Source organism: Glycocaulis albus, from assembly GCF_014639075.1.
Taxonomy (GTDB): Bacteria; Pseudomonadota; Alphaproteobacteria; order Caulobacterales; family Maricaulaceae; genus Glycocaulis; species Glycocaulis albus.
Map to the genome: position 1 here is coordinate 1 of NZ_BMFS01000017.1, position 15,404 is coordinate 15,404.

Below are 15,404 nucleotides of genomic sequence, written 5' to 3' on the forward strand. Positions count from 1 at the left end.
TTCAAGGAGCTTGAATCACGACCCAGCTGATTTGGGAATCCCGTTTATGGGTACAGAACCTAGCCGCCCGTTACCGCGTCGGTTGCGGCGGCGACAACACCCTTGGGATTGGGGCCGTGCTGGTTCACGCCCGGCTGGCTGTCCATGACGAAGAAGATGATCAGCACGATCGCGCCAACCAGCGGAATAAGTGCGATCAGCAGCCACCAGCCCGAACGGCCTGTGTCATGCAGGCGGCGTACACCCACTGCAATGCCGGGCAGAAGGCTGGCCAGAGCAAAGAGGCCCGACAGCGCCGGGAAGCCGATCACGCTCAGATCAATGGCATACAGCACGCCATAAACGATTAGGTAGAACAGGTACCACCACCAATACTCGCTGCGGCGGGCGCGTCCGTGAAAGCCCACATAGTTGGAATAGACCGATTTTACGGCGTCCATGAAGTTCATGTCTTTGTCCCTCCGGGAAGTGGTCAAAACAAACCGGACTGGCGCGCAAGAGGCTCGAGGGGGCCGGATACGCGATTCAATCCTTGATCCAGCCTCTGCCTGCAAAGCGTGAATGGTCAACCAAAATCTGGTGACAGGTTACTCAAGCTCTACCAGCAGCTCGTCGGCCGCCACACTGTCGCCGGCCTTGACCGAAACGGTCTTCACTGTGCCGTCGCGCTCGGCGCGCAGCACGTTTTCCATCTTCATGGCCTCGACCGTCAGCAGGACTTCACCGGCCTTCACCTCGCGGCCGGGTTCCACGGCGACCGACACTATCAGGCCCGGCATCGGGCTGATGATCTGCTTGCTGGTATCGGGTTCCGGGCGTTCAGGCAGGCGGGCGGCAAGTTCGGCCACGCGCGGGGAGTAGACCCGCACCAGCGATGCAAAACCCCGGTGGCGAAGCCAGTAGCCCTGCGTGCGGTCTTCCACCGACAGGCTGAAGCTCTCCTTGCCGAGCTTCGCCTCGAAGACATGATCGCCCGGCTTCCAGCCGGTTTCCAGATTGACCGGTTCAGCCGCGAGGCCCGGCATGTAGACTGTCGCCGCGAACCCGCCATCAAGGCCGCGCTCAAGCGTTATCTCGACAGCAAATTGCTGGTCATCAATGAGAACCGACCAGTTCTGCGGCTTGCCGTCGCCCATGCCCGGTGTAATGCGCCCTTCAATGCGCGCGGCACGCTCGACAAAGACCGTGTGGATCAGGGCCGAGGCCGCCACAAAGGCGCGCCACTGGCTTTCCTTCGGCGCGGTGCCATGGAAGCCATCGGGGAAATGTTCCGCGATATAACCGGTATGGATGGCACCTTTGCGGAAATCGGGCTCGTCCAGCACGGCGGCCAGGAAAGGGGCATTCGACTGAAGCCCCGCCACGTCCAGCCGGTCCAGCGCGGCGGAGAGGGCGTCGATGGCCTTCTCGCGTGTATCGCCCTGCCCGATCACCTTGGCGATCATCGGGTCATAGAACATGGAGATTTCATCGCCCTCGCGCACACCGGAATCGATGCGCAGCGTGCCGGGCCCGCTGGGGCCTTCTGCAGGCTCCACATAGCGTACCAGACGCCCGATGGAGGGCAGGAAGCCGCGATACGGGTCCTCGGCATAGAGCCGTGCCTCCACCGCCCAGCCCTTGATGGTCACATCCTTCTGCGCCAGTTCCAGCTTTTCGCCAGACGCGACGCGGATCATCTGCTCTACCAGATCAAGCCCATGGGTCAGCTCGGTGACCGGATGTTCCACCTGCAGACGGGTATTCATCTCGAGGAAGTAGAAATTCTTGTTCGGGTCGACGATGAACTCCACCGTTCCGGCGCTGTCATAGTCGACCGCCTTTGCCAGCGCGACGGCCTGTTCGCCCATCTTCTCGCGCGTCTTCTTGTCCAGAAACGGAGACGGCGCTTCTTCGAGAACCTTCTGGTTACGCCGCTGAACCGAGCATTCCCGCTCATTGAGGTGGATGACATGCCCGTGCTTGTCGCCGAGCACCTGTATCTCGATATGGCGCGGCTTCTCGACGAATTTCTCGATCAGTATGCGCTCATCGCCGAAGGATGATTTCGCTTCGGAACGGGCGGCGCGGAAGCCCTCGCGCACCTCGCTCTCATCCCACGCAATGCGCATACCCTTGCCGCCGCCGCCAGCGGAGGCCTTGATCATTACCGGATAGCCGATATCGCCTGCCACCTCGACCGCCTGCTGGTCATCGACAATCTCGCCCTTGAAGCCGGGCACGGTGCTGACACCGGCGGCGGCTGCGAGCTTCTTGCTCTCCAGCTTGTCGCCCATGGCCGAGATGGCGTGCGCGTTCGGCCCGATCCAGCCAATGCCCTCTTTTTTCAGGCGCTCGGCAAACTTCGCGTTTTCCGACAGGAAGCCGAAGCCGGGATGGACGGCCTCGGCGCCGGTGTCCTTTACCGCCGCAATGATCTTGTCCATGTCGAGATAGGACTGGGCGGGCAGCGATCCGCCCAGGAACACACGCTCATCGGCCATCTCTACCGCGAGGCTGTCCGCGTCCGCCTCCGAGTAGACCGCGACCGTCTTTATCCCCATGCGCTTGCAGGTCTTGATGACGCGAACGGCAATCTCGCCGCGATTGGCAATCAGGATTTTCTTGAACATGAAGTGTGCCAGCCGGACTGAAGGGACAGGAAAAGCGGTTTTGCGCGCCCGGTTTAGCCCGCAGCGTCACGCCACTGCAAGTCAGGCCTTCGGCGCGCGCGCCGCGTCTGGTGCGGGCTTCACCATTTCGGACCCGCCCGTGAGGATCGGTGATGCATCGACATCGCTTGCGTCCATAAGTTCGGCCACGCGTTGCAGCGCGCCGATGAGCATGTGCTGCTCCCAGTCGGGGAGCTTGCGGAAGGCCTTCAGAAAGCCGGTCTGCAACAATTCGGGCGAGGTTTCGATTACGGCCAGGCCTTCCGCCGTGATCTGCGCGGGCGTGCTGCGCCGGTCACTGGCGCTGGCGGTGCGCTCAATCAGCCCGGCGCGCTTCAGACGGTCGAGAATCGCGGTGACCGTCGGCTGGCCCAGGGATATCTCGCGCGACAGGGCGCTGGGCTTCATCGACCCGCGGCGGGCCAGCGCCTGCAACACGATAAATTGCGGCGCGGTGAGCCCGGTCTCCTTTTCCAGCTTCTTTGAACGCAGATGCACCGCCCGGATTATCCGGCGCAGGGCGATCAGTATTTCGTCATGATCCTTCACGAAGCTCATCCAGTCTGGCGGAACACCCGCGTTGTAGAACAGGCCGCACAGACGCGCCAGCGACTCGCAAAAATGCTTCGCTCACGATGGATATGCACTCGGAATACCGCATGCTTACTGCTATGTGCAGAATGCATCTGATAGCGTTGCATTACTATCACATTGGAAATTATTGCCGCATTTTCTTGCACTTATATGCATCTACGAACAGAGTCCCGCGCAAACTGGGCTGAGATATTGCTTTTTGCAGGAAGCAATTCTGGCCAGACGCGGCGCGATCCCTATAACTCCGCCTCGAACCATTCAGCAAAAAAAGGGCGGACCTTTGAGATCGTTCAAGCAACGGGTGCTCACCAGCACGATACTTTCTGCAACGATGGCGGCCGCGGGAGCGGCTGGCGCTGCCAACGCGCAGGTTGAAGTCATCACCGTGACGGCCACCAAGACCGAGGCCGACGCTCAATCCATTCCTGTAGCCGTGAATGCGCTCGACTCCAGTGCGCTCGACGAGCTGCGGGTCAATACCTTCACCGACTATCTGACCCAGCTGCCCGGCATCACAGCCGGCGGCAGCGGGCCGGGCCAGAGCACCATCTATATCCGCGGCATTGCGTCGACGACGCCGAACCTGACGGTTGCCGGAGTCGCGGGCCTGTCGCCCAACGTGGCCTTCTATCTGGACGAGCAGCCGCTGGCGCAGCCGGGCCGCAATCTGGATGTCTACGCGGCCGACATGGAGCGCGTGGAGGTTCTGCCCGGGCCGCAGGGCACGCTTTATGGCGCCAGCTCGCAGGCCGGTACGGTACGCCTGATCACCAACAAGCCGGTTCTGGGCGAGTTCTCCGCATCCTCCCAGGCGGGCGTATCCTTCACCCAGGACGGCGATATGAGCAATCAGCTCGAAGCTGTCGTGAACCTGCCGTTCGGCGATAATTTTGCCATTCGCGCGGTCGCCTATGTCGACAATCAGGGCGGCTATATCGACAATGTGGCGGGTACGCGCGATGCATCGGAGTCTGGCCGCTTCCGGGCCGCAGGCACGGTGCGCGACAATGGCGTGCCGGTTTCACCCCAGCGCCAAGGCTTTCAGGCCGGCGCCGACCTGTCCGGTGTCACCTTCGTCGAAGCGGACAATGCCGGGCTGGTGCAGGACAATTTCAATGACACCACCTATGCGGGCTTCCGCATTTCGGGGCGTTACGAGTTCAACACGGACTGGCGCCTGACCGTCGGTTACGCACAGCAGCGCGTTGAGTCCGACGGCGTCTTCTTTGTCGATCCGGAACTGGGCGATCTGGAAATCCAGCGCTTTGAACAGGACCGCATCGAGGACGAGTTCCAGAACGTGAACTGGACCGCCGAAGGGCGTGTAGGGATGCTGGACGTGGTTTACACCGGCGCATTCACCGACCGCTCCACCGATCAGCGCATCGACTATTCCGACTATCTCTTCGTCGGCCAGTACCTGCCCTATTACATCTGTGACACCTCGGTGGTGTATCCCGGCTATACGGGCCACGCGGCCCCGACGGGAACCTGCTATGCGCCCAACCTGTTCGTGAACTCCACCTCGCAAACCGAGGTATGGACGCATGAGCTGCGCGCGACAACGCCACAGGATCGCCGCCTGCGCGCCACCTTCGGCGCCTTCTACAGCGATCTGACGCTGGAAGAGCGCAATGACTTCCACTATCCCGGCTCGATGTCCACGGTCGGTGCGGACGGCGTGTCGGTCGGGTTCCTGCCCAACTATCCGCTCACCAACGTGACGGCGCCTCCCGGTGTTACAGGAAACGCCCAGGCCGGCTATTTCAGCGATCCGGGCCCCTTCCCCAACGGCGTGAACTTCCGCAACGATGTACGCCGTACCGATGAGCAGCTCGGGCTGTTCGGCGAGGTGACACTCGACGTCATTCCCGATGTCTTTGCCATTACCGTCGGCGCCCGGTGGTATGATGTGGAAGTTGATCTGGAAGGCAGTGCGAACTCGTCCTTCTTCAACCGCGTATCACCGGTTTTCGGCCCCAATACGGCCGTACCTCTGGCTGACCGGGTCGACGCCCAGCTGGGCGGCACCAATATCAGCGCGCAATATGCTGAAGGCAATCCGTTCGGGGCGCCAACCTCGGCCCAGACCGACGGTGTAATCACCAAGGTCACAGGCACGTGGACACCGACAGCCACCACGCTGTTCTACGCCACCTACTCGGAAGGTTTCCGGCCAGGCCTGCTGAACCGTCCGGGCGGCGCAGCCGGCCCCGGCGGCTACACCGTGCCTTTCGCGCTCGATACCGACGATGTGCGCAATTACGAGTTCGGCTGGAAGACCGAGCTGTTTGACCGCCAGCTGCGGTTCAACGGCAGCGCCTTCTATGTCGAGATCGACCGGCTTCAGACCACGATCTTCGATCCGAGCATCGTGAACCTGTTCTTCTCGGACAACGCAGCGGACGCGGAAATCCGCGGCGTCGAGGGCGACATCACCTGGGCACCGTCCAGCGTGCCGGGCCTGACCGTCGCCGGTGCGTTCTCGTTCCTTGATACCGAGATCACCCGCGTGATCACACCGACCGACGACGTCACGGCAGGCGCCGAGCTGGCATTCGCCCCGAACGTGCAGGGCAATCTGCGCGCCCGCTATGAGTGGAGCACCGCCAATGGCTGGACGGCTCACGTCATGCCGCAGATCGTCTATTCGGACCGGTCCCGCAGTGACGTGATCGACATCAATTCGGCCGATCTCGACAGCTATACCGTGCTGTCCTTCTCTGCCGGTCTGGCAGCGGAGCAATGGCGGGTTGAACTGTTCGCTGACAACATCACCAATGAGCGTGCCGAACTCAGCAACAATTTCGTGTTCGACCGCGAACGGGTAACGGTGATGCGTCCGCGCACCGTCGGCATCCGCGTCGGTGTCCAGTACTGATCAGGGACACCGTCCGGTGTTGTCTGATCGGATTCAGGACCGATAATGGAAAGCGTCCCGCGGTGCGGGGCGCTTTCTCTTTCTCTGGCGGGGCATGATTTGACCGGAACTTCCCATTCACATGATGCGGTGTTGAAGGCCGCGCAGGAAAAGATCATGGCCGGCGCCTTCGCTGAAGCGCTGGAAATGGTCATGCCTGTCCTGGACGCTGAACCGGAGCATGGTGAAGCGCTCTACATGGCTGCGGTCTGTCACCGCTATCTGGAACGCCATGAGGATGCGCAAAGGGCTCTCGACCGGCTGAAAACCGCCCAGCCTGAATTTGGCCGCGCCTGGCAGGAGGAAGGCCATCTGCTGCGCGCACGCGGGCAGAACGAACAGGCCCTGCACGCCTATGCCCGCGCCTGCCAGTACAACCCCGCCCTCACCGCGAGCTGGGCCGCGCAGGCGGATATTCTCGCAGGTCTGGGGCGGACCGCTGAAGCAGGGCAGGCACGCGCGCAAGGCCAGCGTGTGACCGCGCTGCCGAAGCCCGTCGTGGCCGTGATGCACCATCTTTACGAGGGCCGGCTGGTCCGGGCGGAGACGCTGTGCCGCAATTTCCTCAAAGCCAATCCCAGACATGTCGAGGCGATGCGCCTGCTGGCCGAGATCGGCATGCGCTTCAACGTCACCGACGATGCCGAGATTCTTCTGGAAAACGCGCGCACCTTCGAGCCGGACAATATCCAGGTGCGGCTCGACTACATACAGGTCCTGCGCAAGCGCCAGAAGTTTGCCGCCGCCCTCGAGCAGGCGCGCGAGTTGCACGATCTTGATCCCGGCAATCCGGTCTTCCTGTCGCATTATGCCATCGAGGCCATGCAGACCGGTGATTTCGAAACAGCCCTCTGCGCGTTCGACAAGGTGCTGGAGAAACTGCCCGGTGATCCCGCCACCCTGACCTCGCGCGGACATGCGCTGAAGACAGCCGGTGAGAGCGAGAAGGCCATAGCCTCATACAAGGCGGCGATTGCCAGCCAGCCTGATCACGCAGACGCCTGGTATGCGCTGGCCAATTTGAAAACCTACCGCTTTTCCGATGACGAGCTGACCGCGATGCAGGCGCAGGAGGGCAAGACCGCCCTCTCCCACGCCCAGCGCATCCACCTGAACTTTGCGCTCGGCAAGGCGCATGAGGACCGCAAGGATTATGAAAGCGCGTTTGAGGCGTACGCGCGTGGCAATGAGCTGAAGCGCCGTCAGACGCGCTATACCTCCGAACAGATGGAAGAAGAACTCGAAGCGCAGAAAGCCCTGTGCACGCCGGAGCTGTTCGCCAGACAGTCCGGCAAAGGCCATGACGACCCTGCTCCGATCTTCATCGTCGGCCTGCCGCGCGCAGGCTCCACCCTGCTCGAGCAAATCCTCGCTTCTCACAGCCAGGTCGATGGCACGCTGGAGCTACCCAACATCCTGTCGGCTGCCCATTCCCTTCGCGGACGGGACCGCTCTGACCGCACGCGCTATCCGCGTGTCCTCGCCGAGCTGGAGGGTGAAGAACTCGCCGCCATGGGACGGCGCTATATCGAGGAGACGGCGATCCACCGCAAGGGCGCCGCCTTCTTCACCGACAAGATGCCAAACAATTTCCGGCACATAGCCCTTATCAAGCTGATCCTGCCGAACGCCAAGATTATCGATGCGCGCCGCCATCCGATGGCGTGCTGCTTCTCCGGCTTCAAGCAGCTCTTCGCCGAAGGGCAGGAATTTACCTACGGGCTTGAAGAGATCGGGCGCTATTACCGCGCCTATGTGGAGCTGATGGACCATTGGGATGCGGTACTGCCCGGCGAAGTCCTGCGCGTCATCCATGAAGACGTGGTGGACGATATCGAGGGCCAGGTCCGGCGCATTCTCGATTTCTGCGGTCTGCCATTCGAGCAGGCTTGCGTCGATTTCCACAAGACCCGCCGGGAAGTACGCACTGCCAGCTCCGAACAGGTGCGCCAGCCCCTCTACCGCTCCGGCCTGGAGCAATGGAAGGCGTTCGAGCCCTTCCTTGACCCCCTCAAATCCGCACTAGGTCCGGTCCTTAACGACTGGCGCCGCGACGAGAGCCAGTCAAACACCGCCTGAACCGCATCAGAAAAGGCCCCGCCATGACGAAGCAGATCGAACCGGCCGTCTTCATTCCCGCTGCCATTCTGGCGATTGGCGGTGTGGCCGCCGTGCTGATGGCCGGCGACCAGGCGGAGATCGTGTTTACCGCCGCACGCGATTTCATCACCGATACGGCCGGCTGGGTCTATTCGGTGGGCATCGGGATGTTCCTCATCGCTGCGCTTGTCGTCGCTCTGTCCGACTGGGGGCGCATCAAGCTGGGCCCCGATGACAGCGTACCGGAATTCAGCTTCATGGCCTGGTTTGCCATGCTGTTCTCTGCCGGGATGGGCATCGGCCTGATGTTCTTCGCCGTTGCCGAGCCCATCACGCACTATCTCAGCCCGCCCGGCGCCGCACCGGAAACCCAGGCGGCAGCCCAGCAATCCATGGTGCTGACCTTCTTCCACTGGGGGATACACGCCTGGGCGGTGTATGTGATCGTGGGCCTGAGCCTTGCCTATTTCGCCTTCCGCCACGGCCTGCCGCTGACCATACGCTCCGCGCTCTATCCGCTGATCGGTGACCGCATTTACGGGCCCATAGGCCATCTGGTCGATGTGATTGCCATTCTGGGCACGCTGTTCGGCGTGGCCACCTCGCTCGGTTATGGCGTCACCCAGATCAATGCGGGTCTCAATGCCGTTTTCGGTCTGGAGATTTCCGCGCCGGTGCAGGTCACCCTCATCGCCATCATCACGCTGATGGCCACCACCTCGGTACTGGCCGGCCTTGACAAGGGGATCAGGCGGCTGTCCCAGATCAATCTCTATCTGGCCATCGGGCTTCTCGCCTTCGTTCTGATCATGGGGCCGACGCTCTTCCTGATCGGCGCCTACGTCCAGAATATCGGTCATTATGTCGACCAGCTGGCGACACTGACCTTCAATGTCGACGCCTATGGCGATGGCGAGTGGATCAGCGCGTGGACGCTGTTCTACTGGGGCTGGTGGATTTCCTGGTCGCCGTTTGTGGGCATGTTCATCGCGCGTATCTCACGCGGACGCACCATTCGCGAATTCATCATCGGCGCCCTGTTCGGCCCGACCCTGTTCACCTTCCTGTGGATGACGGTCTACGGCAATTCAGCGCTTCTGGAAGTGATGGGCAATGCCGCCAGCCCGATATTGGAGGCCGTGCGCGGCGGGCAGTCGGAACTGGCACTGTTTGCCTTGCTGGACACGCTGCCACTGGCTTCGGTGACGTCGGTCATCGCCATTGTTCTGATCACGACCTTCTTCGTCACCTCGTCGGATTCCGGGTCTCTGGTGAAGTCCACGCTGGCGGCAGGCGGCGCGCTGACGCCGCCCATCTGGCAACGCCTGTTCTGGGCCCTGCTGGAAGGCGTGGTGGCGGCTGTATTGCTGATCGGGGGCGGGCTGGCTGCTCTGCAATCAGCCACGATCGCGGCGGCCCTGCCCTTCACGCTGGTCATTGGCCTGGCCTTTATCGGGCTGGTGCGTGCCTGGTCCATGGAGACGGCCCGTAAGGCCGGTCAGCAAAGTGCGGCGCAAATGCCCGTTGAAGGCGTTGCCGTACCGTGGAAGGTCCGTTTGCGGCTGATGTTCTCGCGCCCTGCCCCGGCGGAGGTGGAAAGCTGGATCAACGCCACGGCCGAGCCTGCCTTTCGCGAGCTGATCCCGGAAATGGAGAAGCTGGGCCACACGGCCACGATCGAGAGCGAGGATGGCCGGCTATCCTTGCGGGTGGCGCATGGTGACGATCCGGACTTCATCTATGGCGTAGCGTTGAAGGCCTATGAGGCCAATTCGGACGCCGAGATCGAACGCACGCAGACCGATGACAATTCCTATGCCCGGGCCGAAGTCTTCCTGCGCGAAGGCGGGCAGCACTATGACGTGTTCGGCTATTCAAAAAACCAGCTGATCCGGGACATGCTGCGCCATTACGAACACCATCTGCAATGGCTGCACCACATGCAGCATGTGGGGTAGCGCGCGCGCCGCTTGACCCCGGTCCCTCCCGCCTGCAGCCTTGCCGGTAAAAAGCGGGAGGAGACCGGCCATGGCCACATCAGACATCAAGGTGACGCCCAGCGGTGCCAGCCTTGGCGCATCCGTCACCGGCGTGAATCTGTCCAGCCCCCTGACGGCAGACGAGATTGCAGCCATACGCGCAGCCTGGCTGGAGCATCTGGTGCTCGCCTTCCCCGGCCAGAAGATGAGCCACGCCGATCTGGAGCGCTTCACCCGGTATTTCGGGCCCTTCGGCGACGACCCGTTCATCACGCCCATTGAAGGGCATCCCCACATTATCGAGGTGAAGCGCGAGGCGAACGAAACGGCATCCGTCTTCGCCGCCGCCTGGCATTCCGACTGGAGCTTTCAGGATGTGCCGCCAGCGGGCACCATACTGCATTCCAAGATCACGCCGCCAGTGGGCGGGGACACGCTGTTCTGCAATGGCTATGCAGCCTATGAGGCGTTGTCAGACGAGATGAAGGCGAAGCTGGAAGGGCTGGAGGCGATCCACTCGGCGGCTCTCGCCTATGCGCCGGACGGAGTCTATGGCGAGAATGACGCCAAGGATCGCTCCATGACAATCAAGTCATCCGAAGACGCCCGCAATACAAAGAGCCACCCCATTGTCCGCGTGCATCCGGAAACCGGCCGCAAGACGCTTTTCATCAATCCGGGCTATGTGAAAACGGTCAAGGGCCTCACCGACGAGGAAGCCTTCTTCCTGCTGGTCGAGCTCTACGGCGTGACCCATGACGAGCGCTTCGTCTACCGCCACAAATGGGAGAAGGACATGCTGCTGATGTGGGATAATCGCTGCACCCAGCACATGGCGACGGGCGGCTATGACGGTCATGCCCGCCTGATGCACCGCACGACGGTGGCGGGGCCATAGCTTGCAGGTTTTTACGCGGACGTAACCACCCGGGGTCCCGGCTAAGACGGGAAGCTGGGACCGATGGGAAAACTCAACCGAAAGCGCGTTTCACCGCGCAAGCCGGTGCCCAGAAACGGCGCGCAGCGCCGCAAGCGCGAACGCGCGCCCGCGACTGCCTGCCCCCGCGCAGGCGGGGGTTTGCGGAACATCGCAACGCGGATGCGTTGCGGAATTCAAAAAGTCTGGATCCCGGCTGGCGCCGGGAAAACGCGGGTCCGGCCGGGTTAGCCGTAGCCTCGACACCCCCGCGCAGGCGAGGGTGCAGAGACAAAAGGCAAAGACCTTGACGACAGCTCCGGGTTCCCGCCTGCGCGGGAACGACGATTGATTGGCTCCCTACGGCTTTCTGAACCGCAGGGTCATGCGGTCACTTTCGCCAATAGCGCGCATCGCCTCACGGCCTTCCTCAGGTCCACCCAGAGAGGGCGGCAGGGCCCACACGCCGATATCGTGATCGGCAGGGTCGTTCGGGTTGGCGTTGATCTCGGACGACGCCTCAAGAACGAAGCCGCGCGCCTCAAACGCGGCGATGATATCGGCCTCACGCAAATATGCGCGTGAACCGTCGGCGCGGTCGTCGGTCTCGTCGGCAGGCGCACGGTGCTGCACCACGCCGACCACGCCGCCGGGTTTCAGCAAGGTCCACGCATCGTCAACGGCCGTTTCCAGCATGCCAAAGCGCGCCAGATTGTGCAGGGCGCGGATATAGAGCACCACGTCCGCTGAACCGGCGGCACTTTCAGGGATGGAGCCGAACGTATAGCCGCCTTGCGCCGGACCGCCCCAGCCTTCAGCCACGCCCGGGAAGCTGGCTTCCCAGCCTTCAAGGCTGGCGCGCTGCTCGTCGGTAATGTTGGGGAAGAGCTGCTCGAACACGCTCATCGGATAGTTCAGGCCGTAATACTCGCCTTCAGCGGCCAGCCAGGGGGCCAGGATGCGGCCATACCAGCCGCCGCCGGGTAGTGCCTCGACGACCGTGTCATCGGCTTCCACGCCGAAGAATTCCAGCGTTTCGCGTGGATTGCGATACTGGTCGCGCGCCCGGTCGGCCTCGCGGCGCGGATCGGCCAGCACCTGCTCCAGCGACGGCGCGTCCATGGAGGCCTGAACGTGTTCTTCCACCGCGCCTGCGAGGCCGGAGGCCTCTTCTGTTGCCGTTTCACCTGCTTCCGCCGCCGTATCGGCGGCATCGTCCATGACCTCGCCGGCCTGTTCGGCGGCGTCATCGGCGCTCTCAGGTGCCTCGCCATTGCACGCGGCAAGCAATGCCAGGCTGGCAACACTGGTCAGAAGTACACGCATAAAATATCTCCCTGATCGGGTCCGGGGGGCGGACCACCGCAAAGAGATGTAGCACGCCACGAAGCCCGCGTGCAGCGCCAGCCGCTAAAAAAGCGAGCCTTGTTGCGCACTGCCGGCCTTGGCCGGCTTCGATTTTCCGGCTGGTTTCTCCTTGCGCGGCGGGACGCTGCCGCCCGCGATCGCGGCCGCGCGTTCACCATCATGCAGGCGCAAGGTGACACCGTCGCCGGGCGCGAGATCACCGGCAGAGCGGACGAGCTTGCCCTTTGCATCCTCAATGATCGCGTAACCGCGTTTGAGGACGTTGTGATAGGAGAGCGCCTCCAGCGTGGAGGTCAGAGCGGCCAGCCTGCGGCTATCATCGCCCAGCCGCCGGAGCTTGGCAGAACGCATACGCTCGCCGGCTTGAACGAGCCGCTGGCGGCGCTCCGATATTTCGCGCTCGAGGCTGCGTGGACGCAGCTGGACGGTCAGACGCTCCAGCGTGCCGCGCCTGCGCTCAATGCCCAGGGTCAGCCCTCGCACCAGCGCTTCATGCGCATAATCCAGCCGCTGGCGCGCATCGCCCAGCAGGCTTTCGGGCCGGGGCAGGCCGCGCGAGGCCGAACGCAGATCGGCCTCCTTGCGCTCTACCGTGCGCAGGAGCGCGCCGGACAGCCGCGCGCGCGCGCCTTCAATGCGCTCCATCAGCTCGCGGCGCACCGGTACGGCCATTTCGGCTGCCCCCGTCGGGGTCGGCGCGCGCCGGTCGGAGGCGAAGTCGATCAGCGTGGTATCGGTCTCGTGACCGACAGCGGAGATGAGCGGGATGTCAGACGCTGCCGCCGCGCGCACCACGATCTCCTCGTTGAAGGCCCAGAGATCCTCCACAGAGCCGCCGCCACGCGCGACAATCAGCACATCGGGACGCGGTACCGCCCCGCCGGCCTCAAGCGCGTTGAAGCCCTCGATACCGGCGGCGATCTGGGCAGCAGCCCCCTCGCCCTGCACCAGCACCGGCCAGATGAGGACATGCACCGGGAAGCGGTCATCCAGCCGATGGAGAATATCGCGGATCACCGCGCCGGTGGGCGAGGTCACCACCCCTACCACGCGCGGCAGATAGGGAATGGCGCGCTTGCGTTCAGGCGCGAACAGGCCCTCGGCGGCCAGCTTGCGTTTACGCTCTTCCAGCAGCGCCATCAGCGCGCCTGCGCCCGCCGGCTCCATACGCTCGATGATGATCTGGTATTTGGACCGGCCGGGGAAGGTGGACAGCCGCCCTTCACAGATCACCTCCAGCCCTTCCTCGGGCCGGAAATTCAGCGTGGAGACGACGCCCTTCCACATCACGCCGTCAATGACGGCCTCGGCGTCCTTCAGATCGAGATACATATGGCCGGATTTCGGGACCGTCACCCGGCCCAGCTCGCCGCGCACGCGCACATGGCCATACTCGGTCTCCACCGTGCGTTTGAGCGCGCGGGCAAGATCGGAGACGGTATATTCCGGTGCGTTGGTAAGGTCGGTCATATCGGTTCGTGAGTCGCTTCCGGCAAAGACTAGCCGGTATGCCGTCCGGCGGTCGACAAGAGGCGTGCAGCCCCGCTAAGAGACGGCCATCGCAAAGACGAAAGCAGGGGCGGCCATGAACATTCTCATCATCGGCTCTGGCGGGCGCGAGCATGCGCTGGCCTGGAAGATCGCGCAGAGCCCTCTTGTGGACACCATCTGGTGTGCGCCCGGCAGCCCGGCCATGGACCTTCTGGGGCCGTGCTTTGACGTCGCTGCCGATGATGTAGAAGGCCTGCAGAAGCTTGCCCTGCAGCTTGAGCCCGACCTGATCGTGATCGGGCCGGAAGCGCCTTTGGCCAAGGGGCTGGCCGATTTCCTGCGGGCGCGCGGATTTGATGTGTTCGGCCCCTCGCAGGCCGCAGCCCAGCTGGAAGCCTCCAAGGGCTTTGCCAAGGACCGCATGGCCGCCTATGGCGTGCCGACCGCGCGCTATGGCCGCTTTACGGACATCGCCAGCGCGAAAGCCTTCCTTGATACGCTTTCCGCGCCCTTCGTGCTGAAGGCCGATGGCCTGGCCGCCGGCAAGGGCGTCGTCATCGCCGCCACACGCGAGGAGGCGGACGCCGAACTCTCGGAGATGCTGTCAGGCAAGTTTGGCGGGGCGTCGGCGGAATTGGTCATCGAGGAGTTCATGGAGGGCGAGGAAGCCTCCATCTTCGTGATGACAGACGGGATCAATTATCTGACCCTTCCGGCCGCGCAGGACCACAAGCGCATCGGCGAAGGCGATACCGGCCCGAATACGGGCGGCATGGGCGCCTATGCGCCCGCGCCGGTGATGACGCCCGAACTTATGAAGCGGGTCGAGGAAGAAATCACCGTGCCGATGCTGCGCGGTATGGCGGGCGACGGCATGCCTTATCGCGGCGTACTCTATATCGGCGTCATGGTAACGGCGGATGGCCCCAAAGTGGTCGAGTTCAACTGCCGCTTCGGCGATCCGGAATGCCAGGTGCTGATGATGCAGATGGAGGCCGATATCGTGCCTGCCCTGCTCGCCTGCGCCACGGGGGGCATGCGCGCGCGAGAGTTCGCCCAGCTTCTGCCCGCCGAGGAGAGCCCCAAACCCGCCGTGACGGTGGTGATGGCCGCGCCCGGCTATCCCGGCACGCCTGAAAAGGGCAGCGTCATCGGCAATCTTCACCACGCCGGCCATGGCGAGGGCGTGATGATCTTCCACGCCGGCACCGCGCTCGATGCCGATGGAAACTTCATCGCCAATGGCGGCCGCGTGCTGAACATAACAGCCACGGGCGACACGCTTCGCGAGGCCGTGGACCGGGCCTATGCGGCCATTGGGGAAATCGACTGGCCCGAAGGCGTCTATCGCCGCGATATCGGCTGGAGAGCGTTGTAAGGTTTCT

General features: G+C 63.2%; 10 protein-coding genes. 5 read left to right on the forward strand and 5 right to left on the reverse strand.

What is annotated here, in order from left to right; all coding sequences use genetic code 11:
* Positions 1 to 59 precede the first annotated feature (59 nt).
* The 3 genes from IEV75_RS13415 to IEV75_RS13425 all read right to left on the reverse strand — a co-directional run bounded on the left by IEV75_RS13415 (position 60) and on the right by IEV75_RS13425 (position 3,209).
* The gene (locus IEV75_RS13415; RefSeq protein ID WP_188453078.1) at positions 60 to 449 is read right to left on the reverse strand and encodes a DUF805 domain-containing protein; all 390 of its coding nucleotides are present in this window, start codon (positions 447 to 449) and stop codon (positions 60 to 62) included.
* A 138-nt stretch (positions 450 to 587) separates the two neighbouring features.
* Positions 588 to 2,612: an acetyl-CoA carboxylase biotin carboxylase subunit gene (locus tag IEV75_RS13420; protein WP_188453079.1), complete on the reverse strand. Its 2,025-nt coding sequence runs from the start codon at positions 2,610 to 2,612 to the stop codon at positions 588 to 590.
* An 81-nt stretch (positions 2,613 to 2,693) separates the two neighbouring features.
* A complete protein-coding gene (locus IEV75_RS13425) occupies positions 2,694 to 3,209 on the reverse strand; it encodes a MarR family winged helix-turn-helix transcriptional regulator (protein ID WP_188453080.1) in 516 nt (171 codons plus the stop codon).
* Positions 3,210 to 3,576: 367 nt separating this feature from the next.
* On the opposite strand from IEV75_RS13425, the gene IEV75_RS13430 reads away from it, so the two are divergent.
* The 4 genes from IEV75_RS13430 (at position 3,577) to IEV75_RS13445 (ending at position 11,142) form a co-directional block, all read left to right on the forward strand.
* Complete coding sequence (locus tag IEV75_RS13430; RefSeq protein WP_188453081.1) at positions 3,577 to 6,126, forward strand: TonB-dependent receptor; 2,550 nt, start codon at positions 3,577 to 3,579, stop codon at positions 6,124 to 6,126.
* A gap of 156 nt (positions 6,127 to 6,282) precedes the next feature.
* Positions 6,283 to 8,244 (forward strand): tetratricopeptide repeat-containing sulfotransferase family protein, encoded by a 1,962-nt coding sequence (locus IEV75_RS13435; RefSeq protein ID WP_233351874.1) that lies wholly within the window; start codon positions 6,283 to 6,285, stop codon positions 8,242 to 8,244.
* Between the two features lie 23 nt (positions 8,245 to 8,267).
* On the forward strand, positions 8,268 to 10,223 hold the full coding sequence (locus IEV75_RS13440) for a BCCT family transporter (RefSeq protein ID WP_188453083.1): 1,956 nt from the start codon (positions 8,268 to 8,270) through the stop codon (positions 10,221 to 10,223).
* Between the two features lie 70 nt (positions 10,224 to 10,293).
* Positions 10,294 to 11,142, forward strand: coding sequence for a TauD/TfdA dioxygenase family protein (locus IEV75_RS13445; protein ID WP_188453084.1), 849 nt, complete (start codon positions 10,294 to 10,296; stop codon positions 11,140 to 11,142).
* A gap of 378 nt (positions 11,143 to 11,520) precedes the next feature.
* Here IEV75_RS13445 and IEV75_RS13450 read toward each other — a convergent pair whose 3' ends face one another.
* Both IEV75_RS13450 and xseA read right to left on the reverse strand, forming a co-directional pair.
* Positions 11,521 to 12,486 (reverse strand): class I SAM-dependent methyltransferase, encoded by a 966-nt coding sequence (locus IEV75_RS13450; protein ID WP_233351875.1) that lies wholly within the window; start codon positions 12,484 to 12,486, stop codon positions 11,521 to 11,523.
* An 84-nt stretch (positions 12,487 to 12,570) separates the two neighbouring features.
* Positions 12,571 to 13,998, reverse strand: a complete 1,428-nt coding sequence (gene xseA, locus IEV75_RS13455; RefSeq protein ID WP_188453085.1) for an exodeoxyribonuclease VII large subunit — start codon at positions 13,996 to 13,998, stop codon at positions 12,571 to 12,573.
* Between the two features lie 115 nt (positions 13,999 to 14,113).
* Between xseA and purD the strand changes: the two genes are divergently transcribed.
* Complete coding sequence (purD, locus tag IEV75_RS13460) at positions 14,114 to 15,397, forward strand: phosphoribosylamine--glycine ligase (RefSeq protein WP_188453086.1); 1,284 nt, start codon at positions 14,114 to 14,116, stop codon at positions 15,395 to 15,397.
* Positions 15,398 to 15,404: the final 7 nt, after the last annotated feature.

Excerpts from the sequence above, each read along its gene's own strand:
- IEV75_RS13430 (WP_188453081.1), top strand. The coding sequence starts at position 3,577 with ATGGCGGCCGCGGGAGCGGCTGGCGCTGCCAACGCGCAGGTTGAAGTC.
- IEV75_RS13415 (WP_188453078.1), bottom strand. The coding sequence starts at position 449 with ATGAACTTCATGGACGCCGTAAAATCGGTCTATTCCAACTATGTGGGC.
- IEV75_RS13440 (WP_188453083.1), top strand. The coding sequence starts at position 8,268 with ATGACGAAGCAGATCGAACCGGCCGTCTTCATTCCCGCTGCCATTCTG.
- IEV75_RS13420 (WP_188453079.1), bottom strand. The coding sequence starts at position 2,612 with ATGTTCAAGAAAATCCTGATTGCCAATCGCGGCGAGATTGCCGTTCGC.
- purD (WP_188453086.1), top strand. The coding sequence starts at position 14,114 with ATGAACATTCTCATCATCGGCTCTGGCGGGCGCGAGCATGCGCTGGCC.
- IEV75_RS13445 (WP_188453084.1), top strand. The coding sequence starts at position 10,294 with ATGGCCACATCAGACATCAAGGTGACGCCCAGCGGTGCCAGCCTTGGC.
- IEV75_RS13450 (WP_233351875.1), bottom strand. The coding sequence starts at position 12,486 with ATGCGTGTACTTCTGACCAGTGTTGCCAGCCTGGCATTGCTTGCCGCG.
- IEV75_RS13435 (WP_233351874.1), top strand. The coding sequence starts at position 6,283 with ATGGCCGGCGCCTTCGCTGAAGCGCTGGAAATGGTCATGCCTGTCCTG.
- IEV75_RS13425 (WP_188453080.1), bottom strand. The coding sequence starts at position 3,209 with ATGAGCTTCGTGAAGGATCATGACGAAATACTGATCGCCCTGCGCCGG.
- xseA (WP_188453085.1), bottom strand. The coding sequence starts at position 13,998 with ATGACCGACCTTACCAACGCACCGGAATATACCGTCTCCGATCTTGCC.